20 protein-coding genes and 3 pseudogenes are annotated in these 23,408 nt (G+C 63.3%); 6 read left to right on the forward strand and 17 right to left on the reverse strand.

The window, feature by feature from the left end; all coding sequences use genetic code 11:
- Positions 1–376: 376 nt before the first annotated feature.
- The 15 genes and pseudogenes from EV667_RS20130 to EV667_RS20205 all read right to left on the reverse strand — a co-directional run bounded on the left by EV667_RS20130 (position 377) and on the right by EV667_RS20205 (position 14,426).
- Positions 377–721 carry a hypothetical protein gene (locus tag EV667_RS20130; RefSeq protein WP_131837149.1) on the reverse strand — a complete coding sequence of 115 codons (345 nt, stop codon included), beginning with the start codon at positions 719–721 and terminating at the stop codon, positions 377–379.
- Positions 718–1,758, reverse strand: a complete 1,041-nt coding sequence (locus EV667_RS20135; RefSeq protein WP_131837150.1) for a hypothetical protein — start codon at positions 1,756–1,758, stop codon at positions 718–720. Before EV667_RS20135 ends, EV667_RS20130 begins: the two co-directional genes overlap by 4 nt.
- Before the next feature lie 218 nt (positions 1,759–1,976).
- Positions 1,977–2,910: pseudogene (locus EV667_RS20140) on the reverse strand (IS110 family RNA-guided transposase).
- A gap of 476 nt (positions 2,911–3,386) precedes the next feature.
- Positions 3,387–3,728 carry a type II toxin-antitoxin system PemK/MazF family toxin gene (locus tag EV667_RS20145; RefSeq protein ID WP_131837151.1) on the reverse strand — a complete coding sequence of 114 codons (342 nt, stop codon included), beginning with the start codon at positions 3,726–3,728 and terminating at the stop codon, positions 3,387–3,389.
- Positions 3,715–3,930, reverse strand: a complete 216-nt coding sequence (locus EV667_RS20150; protein WP_131837152.1) for a type II toxin-antitoxin system PrlF family antitoxin — start codon at positions 3,928–3,930, stop codon at positions 3,715–3,717. The genes EV667_RS20145 and EV667_RS20150 overlap by 14 nt, the downstream gene beginning before the upstream one ends.
- Before the next feature lie 906 nt (positions 3,931–4,836).
- Positions 4,837–5,490 (reverse strand): RraA family protein, encoded by a 654-nt coding sequence (locus EV667_RS20160; protein ID WP_165901666.1) that lies wholly within the window; start codon positions 5,488–5,490, stop codon positions 4,837–4,839.
- 19 nt (positions 5,491–5,509) lie between these two features.
- On the reverse strand, positions 5,510–6,241 hold the full coding sequence (locus EV667_RS20165) for an amino acid ABC transporter permease (RefSeq protein WP_131837154.1): 732 nt from the start codon (positions 6,239–6,241) through the stop codon (positions 5,510–5,512).
- Positions 6,242–6,286: 45 nt separating this feature from the next.
- Positions 6,287–7,069: a transporter substrate-binding domain-containing protein gene (locus tag EV667_RS20170; protein WP_131837155.1), complete on the reverse strand. Its 783-nt coding sequence runs from the start codon at positions 7,067–7,069 to the stop codon at positions 6,287–6,289.
- Positions 7,070–7,090: 21 nt separating this feature from the next.
- Complete coding sequence (locus tag EV667_RS20175; RefSeq protein WP_131837156.1) at positions 7,091–7,813, reverse strand: amino acid ABC transporter ATP-binding protein; 723 nt, start codon at positions 7,811–7,813, stop codon at positions 7,091–7,093.
- Positions 7,800–8,447: an amino acid ABC transporter permease gene (locus EV667_RS20180; RefSeq protein ID WP_131837157.1), complete on the reverse strand. Its 648-nt coding sequence runs from the start codon at positions 8,445–8,447 to the stop codon at positions 7,800–7,802. The genes EV667_RS20175 and EV667_RS20180 overlap by 14 nt, the downstream gene beginning before the upstream one ends.
- 7 nt (positions 8,448–8,454) lie before the next feature.
- Positions 8,455–8,997, reverse strand: a complete 543-nt coding sequence (locus tag EV667_RS20185) for a LeuD/DmdB family oxidoreductase small subunit (RefSeq protein WP_131837158.1) — start codon at positions 8,995–8,997, stop codon at positions 8,455–8,457.
- Between the two features lie 2 nt (positions 8,998–8,999).
- Positions 9,000–10,295 carry an aconitase/3-isopropylmalate dehydratase large subunit family protein gene (locus tag EV667_RS20190; RefSeq protein WP_131837159.1) on the reverse strand — a complete coding sequence of 432 codons (1,296 nt, stop codon included), beginning with the start codon at positions 10,293–10,295 and terminating at the stop codon, positions 9,000–9,002.
- 3 nt (positions 10,296–10,298) lie between these two features.
- Positions 10,299–12,197, reverse strand: coding sequence for a TRAP transporter permease (locus EV667_RS20195; protein WP_131837160.1), 1,899 nt, complete (start codon positions 12,195–12,197; stop codon positions 10,299–10,301).
- Positions 12,194–13,348, reverse strand: coding sequence for a mandelate racemase/muconate lactonizing enzyme family protein (locus tag EV667_RS20200; protein ID WP_131837161.1), 1,155 nt, complete (start codon positions 13,346–13,348; stop codon positions 12,194–12,196). Before EV667_RS20200 ends, EV667_RS20195 begins: the two co-directional genes overlap by 4 nt.
- 67 nt (positions 13,349–13,415) lie before the next feature.
- Positions 13,416–14,426, reverse strand: coding sequence for a TAXI family TRAP transporter solute-binding subunit (locus EV667_RS20205; protein ID WP_131837162.1), 1,011 nt, complete (start codon positions 14,424–14,426; stop codon positions 13,416–13,418).
- A 149-nt stretch (positions 14,427–14,575) separates the two neighbouring features.
- Here EV667_RS20205 and EV667_RS20210 point away from each other — a divergent pair, with 149 nt between their 5' ends.
- From EV667_RS20210 to EV667_RS20225, 3 genes are all read left to right on the forward strand, one after another.
- Entirely contained in the window at positions 14,576–15,565 is a 990-nt protein-coding gene (locus tag EV667_RS20210; RefSeq protein ID WP_165901668.1) for a LacI family DNA-binding transcriptional regulator, read from the forward strand.
- A 760-nt stretch (positions 15,566–16,325) separates the two neighbouring features.
- Complete coding sequence (locus tag EV667_RS20220; protein WP_131837164.1) at positions 16,326–17,486, forward strand: anti-phage 6A-MBL system MBL-fold protein; 1,161 nt, start codon at positions 16,326–16,328, stop codon at positions 17,484–17,486.
- Between the two features lie 110 nt (positions 17,487–17,596).
- Entirely contained in the window at positions 17,597–18,793 is a 1,197-nt protein-coding gene (locus tag EV667_RS20225; RefSeq protein WP_245516303.1) for a ThiF family adenylyltransferase, read from the forward strand.
- Here EV667_RS20225 and EV667_RS22740 read toward each other — a convergent pair.
- A pseudogene (locus EV667_RS22740) lies at positions 18,753–18,989 on the reverse strand (transposase); the annotation flags it as partial. The gene EV667_RS20225 and the pseudogene EV667_RS22740 sit on opposite strands and share 41 nt — an antisense overlap.
- A gap of 401 nt (positions 18,990–19,390) precedes the next feature.
- Here EV667_RS22740 and EV667_RS20235 point away from each other — a divergent pair.
- The 3 genes and pseudogenes from EV667_RS20235 (at position 19,391) to EV667_RS20245 (ending at position 21,178) form a co-directional block, all read left to right on the forward strand.
- The gene (locus tag EV667_RS20235) at positions 19,391–19,714 is read left to right on the forward strand and encodes a tetratricopeptide repeat protein (RefSeq protein WP_131837166.1); all 324 of its coding nucleotides are present in this window, start codon (positions 19,391–19,393) and stop codon (positions 19,712–19,714) included.
- Between the two features lie 90 nt (positions 19,715–19,804).
- A pseudogene (locus tag EV667_RS20240) lies at positions 19,805–20,452 on the forward strand (substrate binding domain-containing protein); the annotation flags it as partial.
- A 78-nt stretch (positions 20,453–20,530) separates the two neighbouring features.
- A complete protein-coding gene (locus EV667_RS20245; protein ID WP_131837168.1) occupies positions 20,531–21,178 on the forward strand; it encodes an ArdC family protein in 648 nt (215 codons plus the stop codon).
- Between the two features lie 408 nt (positions 21,179–21,586).
- On the opposite strand, the gene EV667_RS20255 is transcribed toward EV667_RS20245, so the two are convergent.
- Positions 21,587–23,398, reverse strand: coding sequence for a nitric oxide reductase activation protein NorD (locus EV667_RS20255; protein WP_245516291.1), 1,812 nt, complete (start codon positions 23,396–23,398; stop codon positions 21,587–21,589).
- Positions 23,399–23,408: the final 10 nt, after the last annotated feature.

Genomic DNA, 23,408 nt, shown 5'->3' on the forward strand with positions numbered 1-23,408 from the left:
GGGGGATGATGACGGGGGGAACCACCCACCCGAAGGGGCGGCGCGTTTACGCGCCGGCATGGCAGGCCGCTCGCGGCCGAATGCTGGGGGGTGGCGTCATCGCCCTTGCTGGGGCAGAGGGGGCAGAGCCTCCTGGCCCCGTGTTCCTCAGCCAGAAACTGGCGCGCCTTGGCGTGCTCTTTGGCCTCGTGATGTCGTCACCGGCATCGAGGGGGGAGAGGCGAGAGGGGTGGCATGGCCCCACTCTCGCCACGCGCGCGGGCGGTCGATCCGCCTGAGCGCGGGACCGGCCCGGCCGCTCGGCGGGCCATCGGATTGGGAAAGCGCTGCCCCCCGGCGCTGTAGTCGTCGGGGGGCGTCTTCGCCTCACAGGGCGCTAGAACAGCGCCGCCTGCCCGTCACCCTCAAGCTCCCACCTCTTCGCCCTCGCCCGGCTCTGTGCCGCCTCTTTCCTGCGGATCGCGGCGGCGGCGGCCTCAAGGTCGGTCGATGCGTGGCGGGCGTGGATCTCCTGCAGCAGTTCCATGTCGAAGTATTTGGGCATGGCGTCCGCGAGCGCGGCGTCTTTTTCAGCCGCGCGCATAAGGGCGGCGGCGACCATCTCGCCGTCGAACATTTTGAAGCAGGCATCAAAAGCGTCTGCAGACGCGCCGGAAAGGACCGATTGCCGCGCCAGAGCGACGCGGCCGGCGAAGGTGCTGAAGCCGGGACGGCAGGTCATGCGCTGGGCTCCCCTTGGAGAGCGGACACCACGCGCGAGGCGGAATAGCGCCCGGCATTGTTGAGGTGGCGCTGCCAAGCCCCCTCGGACGGCGCCCAACGGAAGCCCTCGCGCTTCATCAGGTCCCGCGTCGCGGCCTCGGGCTTGCCGTCGAAAAACATCTGAATGCGAGCGGCGTCGCCATTCTCGACCACGCGCAGGCGCCCGGCTGTGGTGTTGTGCTCGTGCTCGACCGTCCCGCGCTCGCGGTTCGCCTCGATCGTCGCAAGCCGGGTCGCAAGCCGCTTTATTTCGGCCAGCTCGCCCGCAAGCTGATAGGCGGGAAAGCCGCTGCCCATCCATTCCTGCGAAGGCACGACGCAGCGCCTTGCCGTTGCCTCGCGCCAGCCCGTGGCGTCGACCACGGCTTGCACCTTGGCGTCCACGTCCTTGCCCTTCGCCGAGCGGATGGCGACATTTGCGGCCTTCATCATCGCATGCGCGGCCTGGCGCTTCTCGATCTCGGCGCGGATCAGTGCCGGCGCATCCGGGTTGCTGGCGCGGATCGGCTCGCCGGGGGCACCATGAGGGAAGGCGATACGCTCGACGGCGGCCCGGGCCGCCTTGGTGTGGTCGCTCACGGTGCGAAAGGCGTTGTCTGCCGATGCCTGCCGCTTGCGGTTCCGATCCACCGGGAACCGGGCCGGCCCGACGACGAACCACGACATGCACCGCGACTCCATCGCCCAAGCGCGCCGCGTCAGCTGCACATGGCGGACTGTGAAACGCTCGATTTCGGCGCCAGCGTCCAGAATGCCGCCCCGCGCCACGATCGCGGTGACATGGGCGGTGAAGGCGTTGACGCGCTCACCGAGGGCGCCAAGCTCCATGCGGGCGCGACGATCCGGGAAATGGGAAAGGGCGTCCCAATGGCGTTCGATGGCCTTGATGGTGAGCGAGAGGGAGAAGCCGCCGGCGCTGATTGTGAGGGTGTCCGCGCCGAACACGGCGACGGGCTGAACGGTGCCATTAAAATCGGGGTTGGTGTGCTGTTCCATCTCGGTTTCCCTTCCTTGTTCGCTGCGAAGCAGGCTGCGTCCTGCTTCCTGAGGGTCGCGGAGACCGGGGGAGTTGGGGGCAAGGGGGATGATGACGGGGGGAATTACCCACCCGGAGGGCGGCGGCGTTTACGCTGCCGGCATGGCAGGCCGCTTGCGGCCGAATGCTGGGGGGTGGCGTCATCGCCCTTGCTGGGGATGAGCGACTGTCTTTGCGGTCAAGCGTTTTTCCATGGGCGTCGATCCCTGAGGATGGCGTTGAGGATGACGAGGAGGCGCCTGGCGAGGGCGAGGAGAGCGAGCATCTTCGGCTTTCCGGCCTGGAGCAGGCGCTGGTAGAAGGCCTTCAGGACGGGGGTGTGCCGGGCGGCGACGAGGGCGGCCATGAACAGCACGGTTCGGACTGTGGTCCGGCCGCCGCCGATGAAGCTTCGGCCCTTCCAGCTTCCCGATTGCCGCGTGAACGGGGCGAGGCCCGCCAATGCGGCGATCTTCTTGCGATCGAGGGTGCCGAGTTCCGGCAACTCCGCCAAGAGTGAGCGCGACGATCGTTCCAACGCCGGGCACCGACGACAGCAGGTCCTCGGCCTCGCGCCAGGCGGGCGATCGGCGCACGGCGTCGTCGATATCGTGGTCGAGATCGGCGAGTTCCTTCTCCAGGGCTCGGATCAACCGCTCGATCGAGCGGCGGACCCTCGGCAGGGTCATGCGACGCAGGCGTTGGCGCTCCGCACCCATCATCTCGACGATCTGGCGGCGGCGGGCGACGAGATCGGCCAATATCTGGGTCGCCTCGTCGGGCAGCGGCCGGACCTCCGGCGCGGTCGCTTCGGCGAAGTGGGCGATGACGGCGGCGTCGATCGGATCGGTCTTGGCACGCTTGCCGAGCGCGCGGGCGAAGGATCGGACCTGGGCCGGATTGACCACCACCACCGGCAGGCCGGCGCCGGCGAGTGCCGCTGCGACCACCGTCTCATACCCGCCGGTCGCCTCGAGAGCGACGAGCGCGGGAGCATGTCCCTTCAGGCGATCGCACAGAGTGGCGAGACCGCGACCGTCGCGCGAGACGGCGAAGGCTTCCGACAGGGGGCGGAGATGGACATCGAGGCAGTCTTTCGAGACATCGATGCCAACGGTGATCTGTTCCGACATGACCCATCCTTGCCTAAACGAGCTCTTGCGGCCCTGGCGACTGTCCGGGTTCGAGGGAACGACGGGTGGGGAGCCGATCTCATCCACGGTCTCGAACGACCCAGGGGGCTGCGGCCTCCCACCCGTCACCGCGGCGGTCAGCTTAACCGATCGCGGGAGGGCGAAGTTACAAGGGGGCAGCGCCCCCTGGCCCCACGCCCTGCAGGAGGGAACTCGCGCGCCTGGCGCGCTCTGTGATCCTGTGATGTCGTCGCCGGCATCGAGGGGGGAGAGGCGAGAGGGGTGGCGGAGCCCCACTTTTGCGGCGGATCTCCGCGCGGTCGATCCGCGCGGCGGCCGCGCTCGGCGCTTCAACCTGGAACGGGGGTGTGCTATATAAGTGGAGGTCGAGGGGCGAGCTTTCGCCCGCTCCCGGGGTAGTGTTTAGATGAAGATCGAGACCCGGAGTGTCAGTGTCCAGCTGCTCCGGGTCTTTTTCATAAGTTGAGAAGCCGGCGAATGACGCTCTCGACTTCCCGGAGCATTGCCGGGCTCACATCACCGATACGCTCGGCATGCCGCGCCTCGATTGCTGCGATCTTACAGGGACGCACCACGGACGGCGCGGGCAAGCCGGCGTCTTGGAAACTGTCATTGAACGGGATATCGCCCTGCCATGGTCGATTTTCCGCGCTAGTGATCATCACGACCCAAACCAGAGCGCCGTCCTCGCCTACTCCCCCGTTTGAGACGACGAGCGCGGGCCTGTGCTGGCGGGTGTTCCTGTCGGTATAAGGGAATGGGACGCGGACAACCGCGCCCTTCTCAAAGGTTGGCATATGCTTTTCGATCCGCTTCGCTGTTCCACTCGTCGAAGCTGGCGAACGGATCATCAGAAGGTACAGCCTCCACTCGCGTCAGAACGACAACGCCGCTCTCAATCCGGTAGGCAATTTCATCGCCTTCGCGAAGCTGCAACGCCGCGCGCACTGGCTGGGGAATCGTCGTCTGAGCTTTGGAAGTGAGCTTGCTCGTGATCATAGAACCTACTCCAAGTAAGGAACATCCTTACTTTAAGGGCAATCCTTGCGGAGACAAGAGCCGGGACGCCATGCGCCCCGGCCTTGGGTGGTTCACTCGGCGCCCCCATGGGCTAGCGCCGTTTGACGGGAAGCCCCCACAGCTGCCCAAGGTGCTCGGCAATCGCCACGGCGCGGGCCATATTGCCGGGCGGGCCATCGGTGATGCACTCGCACCCGACATGCGTCTCTGTCGGCCGGTAGTGTCCATAGACGGACCACATTTCCGCATCGGCATCGTTGCACGCCTCGAAAATGGTCCCGTCTGTCAAACGGCGTTGGAACGGGACCCCTGATAAGCGCGCAATAGGCCGTTTGGACGCCGATACCCCCTAAAACGGGGGCCTTATTCCACGCCGATTCACATCGTTCCTTATTCGCCGGGCCGCAGTCCCAGGGCCAAGCCTTGCCAGCATAGGTCTCGAAGCCATGGCGTGGCGCGCGACGAAGCGCGGGGTCGTTCCGTAGGCGAAGATTATCCCTGCTTTTCCAGGCTCGCGCGAACCGGATCTCCTCGATGGTAGCGTCTCGGCGGTGCTAAAGCGCCGCCATCACCGCCTCATGACGAGCCTCGATCCGATCCGAGCGCCGGTCACCGCCGAGCCGCCCATGTCGCGCTCCCTTTCGCGCCAACGGCTAACGCTAGTGCCACTCACACCTGAAACGCGCGCCCGCCTCACGGTGCGTTGCACCGGCAGCAACGTCTGAAAGCACCGAACCCGAAGATCGACCGAAAAAAGACATGTCTGCCGGCCTCCCTCCGGCAGACACTCTGGAGCACCTCGCGCCTCGTTTGAGAATCCCACTCGATCCATTCAGGTCGTTCGCAGCTCTAACGTCTTCGCCCCGTGTCGGCAGACCTCCACGGTCAGATGCGGCCCAGCTTTCTCATTGTCTCCGGCAGGCTGGTTCCAGCGAGGATCAGGGCGGCGGCCTCTTGGTCCCCCGCTTCCACATCAGCAGCCGCTTTCATGATCTCCAAGACCTGACCATTTGGGATGACCACCACACCGTTTGAATCGCCGAATATGTAGTCCCCCGGGTTCACCATCGCACCGCCGCATTGAATCGGCCGGCCGACGCTCTTCAATGCCAGAAGACCCGCCTGGCCGGGGGGCGCGCATCCCGTCGTGAAGCAGGGCTGCTTCAGCTCCAGAATTTCGAGCGGATCGCGTATCGGACCGTCGGAGACCGTGCCGGCTAGCCGGTTGCGATGCGCGGCCGCGGCGAGTAGCCCGCCCCATAATGCCGCCTCTTCTTCGGCGCCACGTCCGGCACTGACGATCACCGATCCCGCCGGCGCGGTCTCGATTGCCGCAATCATCTCGGCGTTCGGCAGGCGCCTTGTCTCCTCAAGGTCTTCCAGCGGCACGCGTTCGATCGTTACGGCGGGGCCGAACATCTTGCACCGCATGTCGAGCGGGCGGACGTGCTGCCGCATATAGCCGCGCACGCCGCGCTTCATCAGCACGTCGCTCGTCGAGGACGTCGTGGCGCGATCGACATAGGAGGCGAGTTCCAAGGATAGGGTCATAGCACACTCAAACATCTGAACGTGAAGGATGGGGTGACGAGCCGGCGGCACTCAGCGCGTGGACCCATCGGCACACAATGCGCTTGAACGGGTTGTCCGGCGCCAGTGCCGCGAAGATGCCGCGGATCACGAACCCGAGGCTGACATAGGCAGCAGCGGTCACAAGATAGATCTCGAAAGCCCGCAGGGTTTCCGATTGTATGTATCCTGCGGCGCCCATCAGATCTTCGACGCCGATGGTGGACGCAACGCTGGAATTGAGAAAGATGATCATGAACTGGCCGACCATAGCCGGATAGACATTGGCAATAGCGGTCGGAAGCTGGACGTAGACGAAAACCTGCAACCACGACATGCCGAGGCACTGTCCTGCCTCCAGCTGGCTCCTATGCACACTCACGAGCCCGGCGCGCAGAATCTCGGTCATATACGCGCCATTGTTCCAGATAAGGGCGAAGAATGCCGCTTCCAAGGGTGTGAGCCGCAGACCAAGGCTTGGCAGGGCAAAAAATGCGAAGAAAATTTGCACCAAGAGCGGTGTATTGCGGGTGACTTCCACATAGATCGCGGCCGGCACACGCAGGACCGACCATTTGGAACCACGGCCGACCGCCGAGACAAGGCCGACAGCAAAACCGCCGATGATTGCCGCCGCCGTCAGCTGCAGCGTAATGATCGCTCCCTGCCACACCAGCGGCAGGAAGCGTTCGATATCGCCGAACTGCAACACGTAGGTCATTGGCACTCTCCGGCCGCCGGCAATGCCGCTGGCGGCTGCGCGGCGTCAGAACGACGGCAGTTGCGGAAGGTCGATGCCGACATAGGATTTGTAGATCTCGTCCAGCCGGCCATTCACGCGGTTCTCGAAGACCCAGGTGTTCACCCAGCGCAGAAGATCGGGGTTGTTCCGGTTGACGCCGATGCCGAGATAGCTCGGTGCGTTTTCAAGCTTGATCTCGAATTTCCGGTCGGGGTAGCGCTTGGCGAGCGTGCTGGCCGCGCTATCGTTGATGCCGATGGCATCGACCTGTCCGGACATCAGCGCGGCCTGTGCGGCGGCATCGTCGTCGAAGCGGATGAACTTGACCTCGGGCGCCCGGCTCAGGACCCGCTTCTCGTGCGTCGTGCCGCGCGCCACGCCCACACGCAGCTTCAGCAGGTCGTCATAGGTCTTCACCTCGACCTCCGCCGGAGCGACGACAATGCTGCGCTGCAGGGCGTAGGGGATCGAGAAATCGACGCTCTTGGCGCGATCCGCCGTGATCGAGAAGGTCGAGATGACCAAGTCGACCTTGTTGGTCTGAAGATAGGCGATGCGGTTATTGCCCGTGACGGGCACATGTTCGTATGTCACCCCGAGCCCGGCCGCGAGCGCCTTGCCGACGGCGATATCAATACCGTCAGGCTCGTTCTTCGCATTGAGGATGCCGTAGGGTGGCAGGCCGATGTCGGTGGCGATGCGGATCTTGCCGCTCTTGATAATGGCATCCAGGCTCTGCGCCGACGCTGAAACAGGCGCGGAGAGCGTAAGAAGGGTGGTGCCAAGGGCAAACAGAAGTCTTTTCATGGTCGTTCCTCTCGTTCTTAATTATTGCGATATGAACTTTCTGAGTTCTGCTGTCTGCGGATTCGCGAAGAGCTGGCTGGGCGGGCCGCTCTCCCAGATCTTTCCGCCATGCATGAACACAACTTCGGTCGCGATATTCTGAGCGAACGCCATTTCATGGGTGACAAGCAGCATGGTCATGCCGCTGCCCGCGAGATCGGCGAGCACCTTCAGCACCTCGCCGGTCAGTTCCGGGTCGAGCGCGGAGGTGACCTCGTCGAACAGCATGATCTCCGGGGCCATCGCCAGCGACCGGGCAATGGCGACGCGCTGCTGCTGGCCACCGGACAGTTCGCTCGGACGCGCCCTGAGCTTCTCGGCCAGGCCAACCTGACCCAGCACGCGTGCCGCGATCTCCTCCGCCTCGGTGCGCGAGATCTTCTTCACGAGACGCAGGGCGAGCGTGACGTTGTTCAGTACGTCGTAATGGGGAAACAGATTATAGCCTTGGAAAACAATCCCGACCTTCTGCCGCAACATCCGCAGGTTTGTCCGGCCGTCGCCGATCCGGTGGCCCGCCACGTCGATCCGGCCGGACTGGATCGTTTCGAGACCGTTCACACAGCGCAGCATCGTGCTTTTGCCCGATCCGGAGCGGCCGATAATGGCGATCACGCTGCCCTTCCGGGCCACCAGGGACACGCCGTTGAGGACCGCGGTGTCGCCATACGTCTTGCAAACCTCATGCAGCTCAACCGCGTTCATGCAGCTTTACCTCCAGCCGGCGGCTCGCCGTGGTGAGCGAGAAGCAAATGAAGAAGTAGATGAGCGCCACGGCGCCGAATATGGCCAGAGGAGAGAACGTAATGTTGTTCAATACGGATCCCATCTTGCTCAGTTCGTAGAAACCGATGATGGAGGCCAGAGCCGTATTTTTGACGATCTGCACCATATAGTTGACCGTTGGCGGTAGAGCGATGCGCAGAGCCTGTGGCGCGATCACGAAGACGAACTGCTGAGGGCGAGAAAGGCCGAGCGAGACCGCGCCTTCCCACTGCGCCTTGGGAATGGCGGCGATACTCCCCCGCCAGATCTCGCCCAGAAACGCACTCGAATTGCAGATCATCGCGAACGCCGCCGCTCCCAGCGCCGACACTTCGATCCCCAGCAGACTGAGGCCGAAGAAGCAGAGAAAAAGCTGGAGAAGCAGCGGCGTGCCCTGGAAGACGGCGACATACAGGCCCGCCAACAACCGGAGCGGCGCGAAACGCGACATGCGCAGGCCGGCCAGAACAAGCCCGCCGATCGCGCCACCCGTGAACGAGATGAGCGCCAGCAACAGCGTCCAGCGCGCGGCGACGATCAACGTTTGGATGTCGTAGGCTGTAAGATCGCGCACAGTATCGTCACTCGGCGGGGACGAGGCCGGATGCGATGCGCTGCTTCATCACCTCGATAATGCCGCCCGACTCGATGATGGTCTGGACCAGCTCGCTATAGGGGTCGAGCTTCAGATCGGTCCCCTGGTCCAGGTTGCGCACGCGCCATGCCTGCATGTCGATCTCAAGCGTTTCGCCCTCCTGTACGAAGACCTCGATGCCCGGGACCGAGAAGGCATGAAATCCGATGGCGACCGAGTTGCGGAAGAACAGGCGCGCGATCGACTCCGCAATGACGGCGGAGAAGCCGAGGCTGACGAGAACCTTGTTGGCGGGTTCACGGTGGGAGCCCAGGCCGAAATTGCGGCCGGCGACGAGGATGTCGCCCGGCTGCACTTTTTCATAGAATTTCTCGCGCACATCCCGGAACGCGGCCTGTTTGACCATGTTCTGTTCGTTGGCGTCGCCCAGACCGAAGGAGATGACGTCGGCCGGCGCGATGATGTCGGTGTCGATATTGTCGCCGAACTTCCAGACCCGGCCTCTGAGGATGCGAGTGGGAGCGTTCATGGTCAGGCTACCTTCTTCGACGGAACAGTGCTGGTGCGGGGATCGGCAATGACGCCCGCGAGCGCGGAATGGGCCACGGTGGCGGGGCTGGCGAGATAGATGTCGGCCTCGCCGCTTCCCATGCGGCCCTTGTGATTGCGTGTTGTCGCGGTGATGCACACCTCGCCGTCGGCGAGCCGTCCTTGCATGCCCAGGCACAGGTGGCATCCGGGGGAAATGACCTGGCCGCCGGCGTCAAGGATCGTGTCGAAGAGGCCCCGGCGCGAGGCCTCCCGCCACACCGCCCAGGACGAGGGCTGCACGAACAGCCTCGTCTTCGGATGGACCTTGTTGCCGTGCAGGATGCGCGCGACGACCTCGATATCCTCGATGTGGCCGTTGGCGCACGACCCCACGAGGGCCTGGTCGATCCTGATGCCCGCGACCTCGTCGACGGGGACAACATTCTGGAAGGTGTGCGGGCGGGCGACCTGAGGCGCGAGATCATCGAGGTTGATCGTGATGACCTGTGTGTAATGGGCATCGGGGTCAGCAGAAACGGGCCTGGCGTTGTCGAGCTGTTCGCGCAGGATGCTGCGCTGGGACAGGAACTCCCGCGTCTTGTCGTCATATTCGAACAGGCCGAATTTGCCGCCAAGCTCGACCGCGTGCGAGGAGAGCTGGAAACGCTGTTCCATGCTCATTCTCGCAACGGCGGGACCGGTGAACTCGATGGACTGGTAAAGTGCGAAGGCGGTCGTATACTTGCCCGCGAGCCACAGCGCGACATCCTTCGGCGCGATCGCGGGATGCCACTCGCCTTCGAGCACGACCTTGATCGTCTCCGGCACCTTGAACCACAGCGTGCCGAAGGTCAGCGCGAAAGCCAGCTCGTGCTCACCCATGCCGCTGCCCGCGCAGTTCAGCGCGCCCCAGGCGACGCTGTGCGAATCCGAACCCAGCGCGAGTTCGCCCGGCACGACGTAGTCTTCCATGACGATGCGGTGAAGAACCCCGGCCAGCGTGTCGCGGAAATGACGCAGCTGGTAGTGCTCGGCGAGTTCGCGCATCTTCACGCCGCGCGTGGCCTGCACCTTGTCGATGGCGGGCTGAAAATGCTCCATGACGACATGGAAGCGGTCGAGGTCGAAGATCCGCGGGATGCCCGGCAGCCCGTTGTACTCGCAGGCCGTGTGAATTCGGTAGAACTCCTCATGGGCAATGACCCGGTCGACTTTCGCATCGACGAACTGGCCCGGCGTCACCGTCTCAAGACCAGAATTGCGCGCCATAATTTTCTCAATGATGGTCATACCCATTCGTCAGATCCTTTGAAGTTCTTGTGAGTGCTTGGTGTTCTCTGCGGGATACGTCCTGAAGTGGATCACGAGCAGAACTGCCGCGAGCACCATGCCGCCGAGACTGAGAAGAACGCTGGGCATCATCATCATGATGGCCGCCGCGAAGTATCCGAGGCGCTCGATCATGCTGACCGGGCCCCTGTAATAGCCAATGGTCGACAGCCCCAGCGCCGTCACACCCAACAAGGCCGTCACGGAGACGATGACGGTGTCGACAATCGGGGCCTGCCCGATGAGGATCGCCGGGTCCTGGACGAACACGAAGGGGATGATGAAGGCCGAGAGCCCCAGCTTGGTTGCTGTCACCGCCACGCGCATCGGCGACGCATTGGCAATCCCTGCGGCCGCATAGGCGGCGACGGCCACCGGTGGCGTGATCGACGAAAGGCTCGCATAGAAGAGCACGAACATATGGGCGGCGAGGATCTGCACCCCGGCCTGAACCAGCATCGGCGCCGCGAAGGCCGCGGCCACGGCATAGGCCGCCGGCGTCGGAAGCCCCATCCCGAGAATAATGCAGAGAAACATCACGAAGACGAGGAGAAGGAAGTAATTGTCGCCGGCGAGCTCAACCAGCGCGTAGCTAAGCGACATCGTCGCCCCGGTCAGCGACAATATTCCCACGATAATTCCGGCACATGCGCAAGCAAGGACCACCGTCGTGGCGGAGGTAACGAAATCCATGACGAACTGCTTGCCCGCCGCAGCCGTCAGCAACTCCTTCCACTTCGGAACGCCGACAATCAGAGCCGTGATGCAGGCGTAATAGGCTGCTTTCGTCGGCGAATACATCGCGAACAGAAAATACGCGAGAACGACGATGGGCAGAAGCAGATAGATTTTCCGGATTATTTCTTTCAGGGATGCACGACCGGCGTCATCCCAGTCCGTGACCAATGTCAGCTTCCGCGATTCGAGATCGACTTCGACAAAGACGCAGACAAAGTAAAGAACAGCCGGGATCAGCGAGGCGAGCGCAATGGTGCCGAAGGGAATGCCGGTCAGTTCCGCCATCAGGAAGGCGGCGACGCCGAGCACGGGTGGCATGAGCTGGCCGCCGGTGGACGACACGGCCTCGACGCTGGCGGCGAATGTCGGCGAGAAACCCGCCCGCCGCATCATCGGTATCGTCGTGGTCCCCGTCGTGACCACGTTGGCGGTCGAACTGCCCGAGATGGTCCCCATCAAGGCGCTGGAAACAACCTCGATCTTTCCCGGCCCGCCGAACTTGCCGAAGCTCAGTTTCGCGGCGAGTTTCATGAAGAGGTCGGCGACCCCGACCTGTTGAACCAGCGCTCCAAACACGAGGAACATCGCCACGAGGGTCACGGCCACGCCCGTCAGAGAGCCGAACAGGCCCTCATGGGTGAGATACTGGGAATTGACGATGCGCTCGACCGAGAAGCCCCGATGCGCGAACGCGTCCGGGAGATAGCGGCCATACAGGGCGTAGAGAAACGCGATCACCGTGAGCAGTGCGATCGGCCATCCCACCAGCCGACGGGTCAGTTCGATGACGCTGACCAGCGCGACCAGGCCGAGGATCACCTCATGGAGGGCCGGCTCGAACAGCGCACGGTAGGCCAGGACCTCCCAGTTCGCGACAAGGTAGCCGAACGAGATCGTTGCACCCGCGGCGAGGAGTATGTCGAGAAGAACGAACCCGCCCGGCAAGGGCTTCAGCAGCAAGCCGAGATAGACGATGCCGAGCACGAACAAGCCGCGCTGGACGGTCGGCGGCAACGGGATCGTGGCACTGGTGAACACGGTCAAGGCGATGAGTGCCAGCCCGACCACCAAGATGGCAACACGCCGGCTGTAGCTGAGGCTGCCCTGTGCGATGACTACAACATCGGTCATGATCCGCCCCCCCCGTCGATGCGGTAGCGGTCCAGCTTCTCACTATCGAGTTCGACCCCGAGACCTGGGCCGCTGGGCGCGCGAACAGCGCCGTCCTCGACGCGGATCGGATCGCGCACCACGTCGTCGGCCAGCATGCTGGTCGACCCGGTCTGGAAATCGCCGACCAGCAAGGGTCCCGCATAGGAGGCGCAGAGGTGCGCGACGGCCGCCGTCGCCACGCTGGTTCCGGGATGATTGCCGGGAAAGATGCCGATGCCGGCTTCCTGAGCGATGGTCCAGAGCCGGCGAATGGAGTGTATTCCCCCGTTCTTGCCGGTCTTCGTCTGGATAATGGTGGCCGCCCGCTGCTTGACGATGTCGAGCAGACTGTGGCCGCTGCTCAGGCTTTCATCGGCGGAGATGGGCGTGCGCACGGACTGGCCGAGCCGGGCCATGCCCTGGAGGTCCCAGCCCGGAACGGGTTGCTCGACGACGTCGAGGCCGTAGTCGTCAAGGCGATGCAGCAGAGGCAGCGCTTCATTGTAGGAAAGGCCGCCATTGGCGTCCGCGCGCAGCACGGCGCGATCGCCGAAATGCTCGCGCATCCGCCGCACATTGGTGACATCGAGCCGGGGATCGAGACCGATCTTGATCCGCAGATGCCGATAGCCGGAATCGTAGGCGGCCTGGGCCTGGTCGATCATCGCGTCCGGCTCCGTGATCGACAGGGCGAGACCGACCGGAATCCTGTCGCGCACCTCTCCGCCGAGCAGGGTCGAGAGAGGAAGATCGAGCGCCTTCCCCATCAGGTCGTAGAGCGCATCGCCCACTGCGGCCTGCGCATAAAGACTGTGGTCCGCGGCATATGCGAGATCGCGCATGATGGCGTTGATGGCGAATGGCGACCTGCCGAGGATCAACGGCTTGAAGACCTCCTGGATGGTGGCGTGCAGGCCGGTCAACGTCTCGAAACTTCCCTGCCGGCGCCAGGCCTGCGTTTCGCCCACGCCGACGAGACCTTCCTCGGTGGTGATCCTAACGATCATCACCTCGACAGATTCCCTTTTGGTGTCCGTTGGCGCCGCGAAGCTGAAGGGCTTGGCAAAGGGTATTCGCAGCGGGATGGTTTCAATGTCGCGGATTCGGACGGATGGTGTGCTCACGGGCATCGGGCGCCTCACTACATGCGTATTGGAGGCCGGCGACCGCAGTCGCCGGCGGGAACAATCGTCGCAGTTATGGGGAGACGATCTGCGGGGTGATCCCGCGCTCGGTATAGTATTTGAGCGCGCCCGGATGGCCGGCCACCGGCCACGGGCCGGCCAGCAGATTCGGGTCGGCGGCGTAGGGGCGGAGATAGTTCACCTGCTTCGCCATTTCCGGCAGCAGCTGTTCCAAATAGGTCTTGGTGAGTTCGTAAGCGGCCTTTTCCGACAGATTCGTCGCGTGCCCGATCACGTAGTTGCGGTCGCCGATCGTCACGAGATCCGCGTCCTGCCCCTTGAAGCTGCCCGCCGGCACCTTGGTGGACCACATCCACGGATAGACTTCAGCGACTTTCGGCAGCATCGCCTCTTCGACACCGATGTAGCGAAGTGGCAAGGAGAAGCCGACTTCACTGAAGGACGGATCGGGCACGGGCTGCGTGGCGATGGCAGCGTCGATCGCTCCCTCCGCCAGCGCATTCGCAGCTTCAGGATGCGACAGGCGAACCGCCGTCAGGTCGGTGAAATCCGATTTGGTTCCGGGCTTGCGCTCATAGCCATAGGCTTCGAGGATCTTGGTGTTCTTGACCTCGTTGGATGAACCCGCCGGGCCGAGATTGACCCGCTTGCCTTTCAGATCGGCGAAGCTCTTTATGTCGGAATCGGCGCGCACGAACATGATCGTGGCCTGGTCGTTCATCACCCACAGGATCGCGCCGGGAATCTTCTGGTCCTTGTAGTCGCCCTGGCCGTTCACGGCGTAGTAGAGCCGCTCCGGCGAGACAATCGCCATCTGCACTTCGCCGCGCCGCAGCAGATCGAGGTTCTGCGTCGTGCTGCTCACCGCTTCGTTGGTGATACGAAGGTCGGGCAGATGGGGGCGGGCGAGACCGATCATCATGCCCGCATAGACATATTGCGAGGTGCCGCTGTTAGCGGACCCGAATGAGATATACTCGTTGGCCTTCACCGACGTAGGAATGGTCGCGGCCGAAATGCAGACAGCCGCAGCCAGCCCTGAGACAAGGCTAAGAAGCTTCATTTTTTCCTCCCTGCGGCTTGCACCGCCTCCTCCGCGCCTCTCTCATGGAAGCGCTTCCAGACAATATGGTAGCGCTTCCATTCCGATGTCAACCAACCTAGATTGGGTCTAATTCGAAAATGAGGCCTCGCTTGAAAGAGACAGCCCGGATGATCGACGTTGCCCGCGCGGCAAAGGTCGGCCTTACAACGGTTTCTCGGGTCCTCAACGAGCCGAAATCCGTTTCCGAGGAAACGCGTCAGCGTGTAATGCGCGCGATCGCCGAGATCGGCTACGTGCCGAACCTCGTCGCGGGTAGTCTCGCCTCCCGGAGAACCAACGTGGTTGCCGCCATGGTGCCGACCATCGGGAACCCCGTGTTCAGCGAGACGATCGAAAGCATGAGCGACGAGTTTCGCGAAGAGGGATTTCACCTTCTGCTCGGCAGGACGGGAGAAGACGAATCCGAGACGGAATCACTGATCTCGACATTCCTCGCCCGCCGCCCGGACGCCCTGTTCATACACGGAAGCAAAATGCCGGCTGCCGCTCATGCCATGCTGCAGCGCGCGGCGATTCCGGTCGTCGAATCGGGAGATCTGTCGCGCGCGGAAGGGGCCGTCGACATGGTTGTCGCCTACTCGAACTTTGCCGCGGCCAAGGCGATGACGAGCCATCTTCTAAGCCGTGGACATCGGAAGATCGCCTTTGTCGGCCGTGAAACCCGGCTCAATGACCGCGCTCAGGAACGGCAACGGGGCTACAGCGCCGCACTGAAAGAGGCACGGATACCCGTTCGAAGCGAACTGATCCTGGACCTCATGCTTGGATACCAGGAGGGCGCTCAGGCTCTGCTTCATCTGAGGGCGGTCGAGCCGGACCTCGATGCGATCTTTTTTGCCGGCGATGTATGGGCGGCGGGGGCTCTTTATGAATGCCAACGCCAAGGATGGCGTGTCCCGACAGATATCGCCATAGCCGGTTTCGACGACCACATTGTTGCGGCTCAGACGGTGCCTCCACTCACGACCGTGCGGGTGCGACGCGGCGAAATTGGTAGGCGCGCGGCGCAGCTTCTGCTCTCTCGCCTCAGAGGCGATGAGGTCGTGGAGAAGATCATCAATGTCGGTTTCGAAATTATCGAGCGCGAAAGTGCATAGTGTCGATCATTAGAAGACTTTCCCGCCCGCGCCGACTGACAGGGGCGACCGAAAGCAGGTGTTTGCGGCAGATGCCCTGCGTTCGCGTATGGCCGCGGCCAACCCGCGCCGCGCGCTGGAACGCATGCGCGGCTGTTGGTGGACGGATGAGCGTCGGTCTGCTCTAGCTGCTGCGCCCCATCCTCATCCTCGCCGCGCTGAAAGGTGGTACGCCGCTCCCCCTTGCCGCACCGATGCGCGAGATGTCGATGATGGTGGGCACCCTGATGGGAATGCTGATCCTCAAGGAGACGGGGGGCCGTGGCGGCTGGCGGGATGCGGCGTGCTCATCGCAGGCATCATTGTTCTTGCGGCGGCATGAGTTCCGGTGCGAGGCGAGCCAGAGAGTGGGCTGTGCGCTCGCCTCGGCCCGATAACCATGTTGCCCCAAGCGGCCTTCCCGACACGCTGCTGGGAACGGCCACTTTGCGCCCCGATTTCGGTTATTCGATGCAATTGTTCGACTGCCTGAAACCGGCCATCGAGCTATGCACCAGACCGCAATTCTTCATGACAGTGAATTACTGCGCGGATTTTGTGCAGTGCCATTGCTTTACGAGTAAAGCTGGACCACCTTGATACCGCGCTTTCGGAGGGGTTTTAACATGTCCGAACCGCGGCCGCAGCGAATTGCCCCCTCTTGAACACGCCGTTACGCACCTTAAATTTGGTTAATGTGCGGTTTATTGCCGCGGTGTGGAACCAATCTTGGGGGAAATGAATGTTCGCAAGCGTCAGCGGTCCATCGTTCATCTTCTGGCCGGTCGGCACGGGGGATTCAACGACCATCGTCATTAGCGAGAACGAGGTCATGCAGGTTGACCTCAACGACAAGCAGATGGCGGACGAAGAGGGTAATGAGCATATCCCGATCGTGGATGAGCTGGTCTCGAAGCTGCCGGTCGTGAATGGCCGACCTTATCTTTCCTGCTTCGCCTTGACCCATCCCGACCTCGACCACTGCCGGGGCTTTGCCGATTTGCTCGAACGCGTTGACATCGGCGAACTCTGGCACACCCCGCGCATTTTCCGCGAATATGAAGACACTTATGAGCTTTCAGCCGACGCCCAGGCCTTCCGCGCCGAGGCTCACCGCCGCGCCGAACGCAGCATCGAAGTGGGCGGCGATCCGGGCAGCGGCGACCGCGTGCGGATCATCGGGTACAGCGAATTGTTTCAGGAAGGGGAACGCTACTACGGTTTCCCCGAGGAAGAATTCTATACACGGCCGGGCAATTCGATTTTCACCCTGGATGGCAATGACGTCTCCAACCGGTTTGAGGCCTTCATCCATGCGCCCTTCAAGGAAGGCATGGCCGACGCGCGCAATGAAACCAGCCTTGCTATGCAGATTACCATCGGCGGTAGTACGCCCATGCGTGGCCTGTTCCTAGGCGACCTCTCTTACCCCACGGTGATGCAGGTCTTTGACGAGACCCATAGCCACGGCAACGAGGACAAGCTGCAGTGGAATGTCCTCCTTGCTCCGCACCACTGCTCGAAGAAGGTGATGTACGAGGATGGGTCATTGCGTCAGGATGTGATGGACGAGTTTGCGGCCTGCCAGCTTGAACCAGGCTACATCGTCTCAAGCTCCAACGAGTTTAAGGGCCGCAACGAATCCGGTGACAATCCCCCGCACCGGGTGGCCCGCAACCGCTACGAAGAGATCGTCAACACCGAGTTCCTCTGCACGGGCGAGGTGAGCACGCCGGAAAACGTCCGGCCGATCATCTTTTCCTCTACCGCTCTGGGGATTGTCACCGACGGCGAAGACTACGAGATGTCAGACATGGCCGAGAGTACGCTGATGGCGGCGATTGCAGCGGCCGAAGGCACCGACAGTCCACCTGCGACGAAGGTGGGCTTCGGCAGGGTATGAAGTCGGAGGGGCAAGCTTGGGCTGTTGCCCAACTCGGCGAAATCACAGCCGTATCGCCCGAGGCGTTTGAACTACTTGAGATCATTGACCCGGCGAGAGAAAACGAGGGCATGACGGTCGTCGTGTCCGTGAACTGCAAGCCGTTCGAAAGAAGAGAAGGTGGCATTCCCCTAAAGGCAAGGGAGCGTCTGCGGATCTCCGTGCCTTGGGATTTCCCGCTTGACCGGCCGACGGTCAACTTTACGCACGACAGGTACGGCGCATTCGCCCATGTGCAATGGGGTAGCTCCATTTGCTTACATCAAGCGCCCGATGTGGAGTGGCAGGCCACTCGGGGGATGTTTGGCTTCATGCAGCGGCTCGGAGAGTGGTTAGAGGCCGGTGCGGCTGGCGAACTTGACCCGGTCGGGATGCCGCTCCATCCGCCGGTCGCCTACCCAGTTGCCAACTTTCGTGTCGTTCCCACCCAAAACGCACCTGAACCCACCGAGACCTATTGGAGCGGTTACGTCGAGATCCCGCGGGAGGCGTCCCACGCTGCCGAGTTGGGTCGCTGGATCGAGCAGTCGGAAGAGGTTCCCGATATCCGACTGGCCTCGGTGATCCTGCTTCCCACCACCATGCCCTTCGAGTATCCCACCACCGTCTGGGACCTCATCGTCGCTCTTATGGAGCGGGGCGTCTCATTGACCATGATACGCCTCTTGATGACGATCGGCGTGCTGCGTACAGGGGAAGGCAAATGCGCCATTTTCGTCCTTGGAGCGGCCATGCGTGGCGTTTCCGGCGGACGACTTCTCCAGCACCTTGCCTGTTGGCGTATGGATGTAGCGCAGACGGACAAATTGAGGGCGGCTGCGATCGCCCGAACTGACGACAATCCTATCGATGAGCAAGTGTTCTACGCATGGGCATTCGAGGCCAAGGTCGAATGGTGCCGGGTTCTGGAAGACAGGCCGGAAATCGTCGAACGACGTGACAGTGTTTCGCCTGCGGCCTACTGGCGCGGCAAAAGCGTGACGTTGATGGGGTGTGGCGCCATCGGCAGTGCCGTCGCGATGATGCTCGCCAAAGCGGGCGTAGCAAAGCTCCGCCTCTACGATAACAATGTGGTCACGCCAGGTGTCCTCGTGCGACAAGGATTCGATCGTCGGCAAATTGCCTACACAAAGTCTTCCGCGACGAAGGTGAACGTCGAGGCGGCCGTTCCCGGCATCAACGTAATTGAGGCACATGCAGACGTGGCTCAGGCGCTCACTGATGAGGTGAGGTCAGCTGGTGCAGATAGCCATAGACATAGAGCTTGAGCATCGTGCCCGGCGCGTAGCCGGGCCTGCCGGTCGATGCCGGCTGCACGCGGGCAAAACCGAGCTCGGCAAGATCGAGTTCATCGACAAAGGCATCGATGATGCGGACCGGATTGTCGGGATCGACATAGTCCTCCAAAAACGCGGGCAGAAAGCTCGCCTGATGACGGTCGGCAGCCTCGACAAAACGTCCTATCTGGCACCTCCGAAGCAGTGCCTAAACCTAGCATAATCAGGGGTTTTCACACAGCCTCGGGCCGATAGCTGCCATTCGTCGTCTGCGCGGCGAACTTCTGCCTCGGGCGCGTCGCGGTACATCGCAAGTATCCCTATTTTTCCAGGATGCTCTCCGCACAATCGGCCAAGGCGCGCGCCTTGGAACTGGCAAGGCGCCCTTTTGTGATACTGCCCACAGATCGACGGGCGGCAGCGTCCAGTCTTCCAGCACGCGCCGGCCTGCGCTGCTCTCCAGCTCAAGGTCGAACGTCTAGGCGGAGTTGAACGTGAGGCCGTATCGTCAAGCACTGCCGCGCGAATGTCCTCGCCCAGGCCCACACGCCCGATCGCCCGGACCCCACCGTCCTCAGCGCCCAGGGCGTGGCAGCCGCCCAGAAGGGCGACTATGCGACCGCGCTCGCCTTCTTCGATCGCTCGCTCAATCTGCGCCAGGACCCGCGCGTCATGTCCAACAAGGCCATGACGCTCGCTCTCGCCGGACGCCTGCCCGAGGCCGAAGCCCTCGCGCAGCAGGCCGCCGGGAGCCCCGAGGCCGATGCGCGGGTGCGTCAGTCCTACGCCCTCGTCCTCGCCATGCAGGGCAAGACAGACGCCGCGGCTGAAACCTATGCCCGGGACCTGTCCACCGATCAGGCGGCGGCGAACGTCGCCCTCGTCCAGAAGATGCGGCGGCAGGGCGTATAGCCCTGCCACGTTCCTCCCCACTCGCGCCGGGGCCGCATCCCTTGCCCCGTCGCCTTTTCTCAAACACGATATAAGCCGCCGATCGGGGAGAAGGTCAGCATGCCGCCTACCTTCGGTCTCAACTACCTGATGCCGCTTCTGCCGGGCTTCATGGCGCGATATCCACGCATCAAGCCGGAATGGCATTTCGAGAGCCGACCGGTCGATCTGATCACTGAGGGATATGATGCGGCCATTGGAGGCGGGTTCGAGCTGTCCCCCGGCATTGTCATCCGCACCCTAGCGCCCGCCCATCTCATCGCCGTGGCTTCGCCGGTCTATATGCGGGATCGCGTGCGGCCTGCCGATCCGACGGGTCTCGGCGATCTCGACGGCATCGTCATGCGCAATCTGCGCAGTGGACGGATACGCCACCGGACCATGCGCGATGTCGCTGGCCGGGAGGTCCTTGCGCCTGTACGCGAAAGCATCGTCGTGAACGAGCCGGCCGCCATGCGTGAAGCAGCCTTGCTCGGTCTAGGCTTTGCCCTTCTGGCAATGCCCGATGCGCTCTCCGCGCTCGACGACGGCAGCCTTATCCGCCTCGTGCCGCGCTGGTACTGCGACGCAGGGGCGATCTCAATCTACTACCCTTCGCGCACGCTGCTTCCCGCGAAGTCCCGGGCGTTCATCGACTGGGTTGGCGACGCCTTCAAAGCGAAGAGGCTCGCCGAAAGGTTCGCTGGGAGCCTCGCCTAGGAGCGCCAGACTTTCTCGATCTATTAATCAGCAGAGCACTGTCAGAGGACGTGTGCGGTTGAACCCTGCGTAGGGCAGGTGCGCAAGGGCGAACGCTCATGCGTCGTCGTCTATGCCGGCGCCATCGAGCGCAACGAAGTCAACAATGACGGCGAGGAGGTGGAAACCCGCATTCCCTTCCTCAAGACTTATAACGTGTTCAACGCCGACCAGATCGACGGACTTCCCGAGCACTACACCGCCGCGCCCGTCCTGAACGTCCCGCCAGCTGGCCGCTATGTGGCCGCTGATAGCTTTGTCGCGAACACCGGCGCCCTGTTGCGCCATGGCGGTTCCAAGGCGTTCTACAGCCCCGCGATTGATCTTATCCAGATGCCGGCCTTTGAGGCGTTCATCGACGCCGAGAGCTACGCCACCACCCTTCTGCACGAACTGGTGCACTGGAGCGGCGCAAAGCCGCGTCTCAATCGCAACTTTGAGGCCAAGCGCTGGGGCGATGCCGGATACGCGGCCGAGGAACTGGTCGCCGAGATCGGCGCGGCCTTCCTCGCGGCCGACCTCGATATCGCTCTGGAGCCGCGCGAGGATCACGCCTCCTATGTGGCGCATTGGCTGAAGGTGCTGAAGGAAGACAAGCGCGCCATTTTCACAGCGGCCGCGCACGCCGAACGGGCCGCCGGCTATCTCCACGGCTACCAGTCCGCCGCAACGGAGGAGGCCGCTTAGCAGCGGCCTCCCAGGCAAGCGAAGAGAAAAAACGGCCCCGCTCACGCGGGGCCGTTTCCTGTTGCGCCCATGTCTAGATCGACTCTCAACATAAGTCCCGCAGAAAACGGCGATGTTGGCGGCAACTTACTGTATAGCCTCCCCGATTTCTTGCCTCTATGCGACGACTTCCGCACGTTCCCTATGGACTGCCAAACGGCAGAAACACCGATAGTAGGGACATCTGCGATGAAACTCATAGTCGCCACGCTGGCCGGGCTGGCATTGTCTACCGTGGCCGCGCCCGCCTTCGCCCAGAGCACCGGATCGGCGTTCAATGACATGTGGGGCGCCGACTATTCGGCCGCGCCGTCCAATTGGACCGGCTCCTATATCGGCATCGCCGCCGGCTACGCCGGCGCGAGCGCTTCACAGAACTTGAGCGTCGCCCCCTTCGATTTCGCCGCCCATAAGGCCCTGCTTGCGGGCCTCGCGGATCGCCGCACGCGTGTCTTCAATGCCGTAGCGCCCCTCATAATAGTCGATGTCGTTCGGCTTGCCGTCGGTAAGGAGAAGCAGCAGCCGATGCCGCTGCGGCCGTTCGGCGAGTACCTTGGCGACATGGCGGACCGCAGTGCCCATGCGGGTATATTGCCCGGGGCTCAGCGCGGTGATGCGGCGCAGGACGGTGGGGGTCAGAGGCTCCTCGAAGCCTTTCACGGTCGAGACCGTCACCGAGGTGCGCCGGCGTGAGGTGAAGGTGAAGATGGCGTGCTCGTCACCACAGGCAGTGAGCCCGTGCGTCAACGCCAACAGCGCACCCTTCTCGACGTCGAGCACCCGGTGCGTACCGATCCATGCGTCAGTCGAGAGCGAGACGTCCATGAGCACGGCCAATGACAGGTCTCGATCCAGCGCGCGTGCCGCTGTAAAGACGCGCTCTGAGCCGAGGCCGCCGGCCCGGCGGTCAGCGACCGCGCGCACCAGGGCGGAGAGATCGAGATTGTCACCGTCGGGCTGGCCGTGCAGCATCAGCCGCTTCGGCCGCAGCGCCTCGAACTGGCGGCGAACAGCGGCGATGCGGCGTTGCATCGCCGCGTCCGGCTCCCAGTCCTCGCCCTGCTCGGCGGCGGGGTCGGCATATACGCGGCAATGGTCGGGACGATAGGCCGCCTTCTTCCAGTCCCACTCCGGATAGGTGAGCCCTTGCGCGAGGGCCGCGCCGTCCGACTCGGCCGGGGCGAGGTCGAGGTCCATCTTCAGCCGCACTGCGGAGCGTCGGCGGTTAGCGCCGATAGTCAGCTCGGCAAGGTCGTCGGCCGATTGGCGGGCGCCTTCCTCGTCATCATCGTCGACCTTGCGGTTGACGTTCACCATCTCCGCGACGGCAAAGATGGTCTCGAAACGATGGAAGCAGAGCGGATCGCCGCGATCGCTCTGGTCGGTCTCCCGCCGCTCGGCGCGGCGGCGCTTCGCGTCGACGGAGATGGACTGGCCATCAACCTCGCCATCATCGTAGAGTGAGAAGGAGGCGGCTCCGCCATGGATGTCGCCGAAGAGCGGCACCGGCAGGAAAGTACGATAGCCGCGCGGCGACCTCACATCTGAAATGTCGAAGGCGCGATCTTCGATGGCGCGCAGATAGGGATTCGCCGCGTCGCGCCGCCCGCCGAGAGTGGCGCGGATCGCATCCTCAAGGCTGGCCTCATGCGGCGGCAGCCGGCGCTCAGGCCGGACGGCCAGCGTCGCCTGCCGCAGGCGCCGGTGGTGCCGGCCGAGCCCCGGCCAAGCCGTGAGCGTCGCGCGCGTCGTAGCGACCGCGGCCCGCAGGCGGCATAGGTCGGTGCGGAGCGGGTCTCCGTCGCCCTCCGCGACTGGAACGGCATGGGCGAACCAAGCGGCAAGCCATTCGTAGAGTGCCTCGTTATCCGCCCGGTCGGGAAACACCTCGATGGTTCCCGGCAGGCGCAGCGTCGCCGCGTCAAGGATCGGCAGGCTCATCTTCTCAGTACCGAGGCCCATCCGCTCGATGAGATTGAGGCGGTGGCGCGAGGCGACGGGTGCACTCTCGACGATGCGGATCGCACCATCGCCGCCCAGCGCCCGGTAGAGGACACCGAGCCGCGTCCGCATCGTGGTCAGGCTCACCGCTGCCCGAGGATAGCGCCTGTAGGTGCTGACGCCGCCGACGAGGCGGTGCCAGTGCTCGCCGATGAACTCTTCCGGCTCGAGGATCGACATCACGCCCTCC

The sequence above is a fragment of the Ancylobacter aquaticus genome, from assembly GCF_004339465.1.
GTDB lineage: Bacteria > Pseudomonadota > Alphaproteobacteria > Rhizobiales > Xanthobacteraceae > Ancylobacter > Ancylobacter aquaticus.

What these genes read in the sequence shown, in the direction of transcription:
- EV667_RS20130 (WP_131837149.1), bottom strand. Translation starts at nt 721, where the DNA reads ATGACCTGCCGTCCCGGCTTCAGCACCTTCGCCGGCCGCGTCGCTCTG.
- EV667_RS20135 (WP_131837150.1), bottom strand. Translation starts at nt 1,758, where the DNA reads ATGGAACAGCACACCAACCCCGATTTTAATGGCACCGTTCAGCCCGTC.
- EV667_RS20145 (WP_131837151.1), bottom strand. Translation starts at nt 3,728, where the DNA reads ATGCCAACCTTTGAGAAGGGCGCGGTTGTCCGCGTCCCATTCCCTTAT.
- EV667_RS20150 (WP_131837152.1), bottom strand. Translation starts at nt 3,930, where the DNA reads ATGATCACGAGCAAGCTCACTTCCAAAGCTCAGACGACGATTCCCCAG.
- EV667_RS20165 (WP_131837154.1), bottom strand. Translation starts at nt 6,241, where the DNA reads ATGACCTACGTGTTGCAGTTCGGCGATATCGAACGCTTCCTGCCGCTG.
- EV667_RS20170 (WP_131837155.1), bottom strand. Translation starts at nt 7,069, where the DNA reads ATGAAAAGACTTCTGTTTGCCCTTGGCACCACCCTTCTTACGCTCTCC.
- EV667_RS20175 (WP_131837156.1), bottom strand. Translation starts at nt 7,813, where the DNA reads ATGAACGCGGTTGAGCTGCATGAGGTTTGCAAGACGTATGGCGACACC.
- EV667_RS20185 (WP_131837158.1), bottom strand. Translation starts at nt 8,997, where the DNA reads ATGAACGCTCCCACTCGCATCCTCAGAGGCCGGGTCTGGAAGTTCGGC.
- EV667_RS20190 (WP_131837159.1), bottom strand. Translation starts at nt 10,295, where the DNA reads ATGGGTATGACCATCATTGAGAAAATTATGGCGCGCAATTCTGGTCTT.
- EV667_RS20195 (WP_131837160.1), bottom strand. Translation starts at nt 12,197, where the DNA reads ATGACCGATGTTGTAGTCATCGCACAGGGCAGCCTCAGCTACAGCCGG.
- EV667_RS20200 (WP_131837161.1), bottom strand. Translation starts at nt 13,348, where the DNA reads ATGCCCGTGAGCACACCATCCGTCCGAATCCGCGACATTGAAACCATC.
- EV667_RS20205 (WP_131837162.1), bottom strand. Translation starts at nt 14,426, where the DNA reads ATGAAGCTTCTTAGCCTTGTCTCAGGGCTGGCTGCGGCTGTCTGCATT.
- EV667_RS20210 (WP_165901668.1), top strand. Translation starts at nt 14,576, where the DNA reads ATGATCGACGTTGCCCGCGCGGCAAAGGTCGGCCTTACAACGGTTTCT.
- EV667_RS20220 (WP_131837164.1), top strand. Translation starts at nt 16,326, where the DNA reads ATGTTCGCAAGCGTCAGCGGTCCATCGTTCATCTTCTGGCCGGTCGGC.
- EV667_RS20225 (WP_245516303.1), top strand. Translation starts at nt 17,597, where the DNA reads ATGACGGTCGTCGTGTCCGTGAACTGCAAGCCGTTCGAAAGAAGAGAA.
- EV667_RS20255 (WP_245516291.1), bottom strand. Translation starts at nt 23,398, where the DNA reads ATGTCGATCCTCGAGCCGGAAGAGTTCATCGGCGAGCACTGGCACCGC.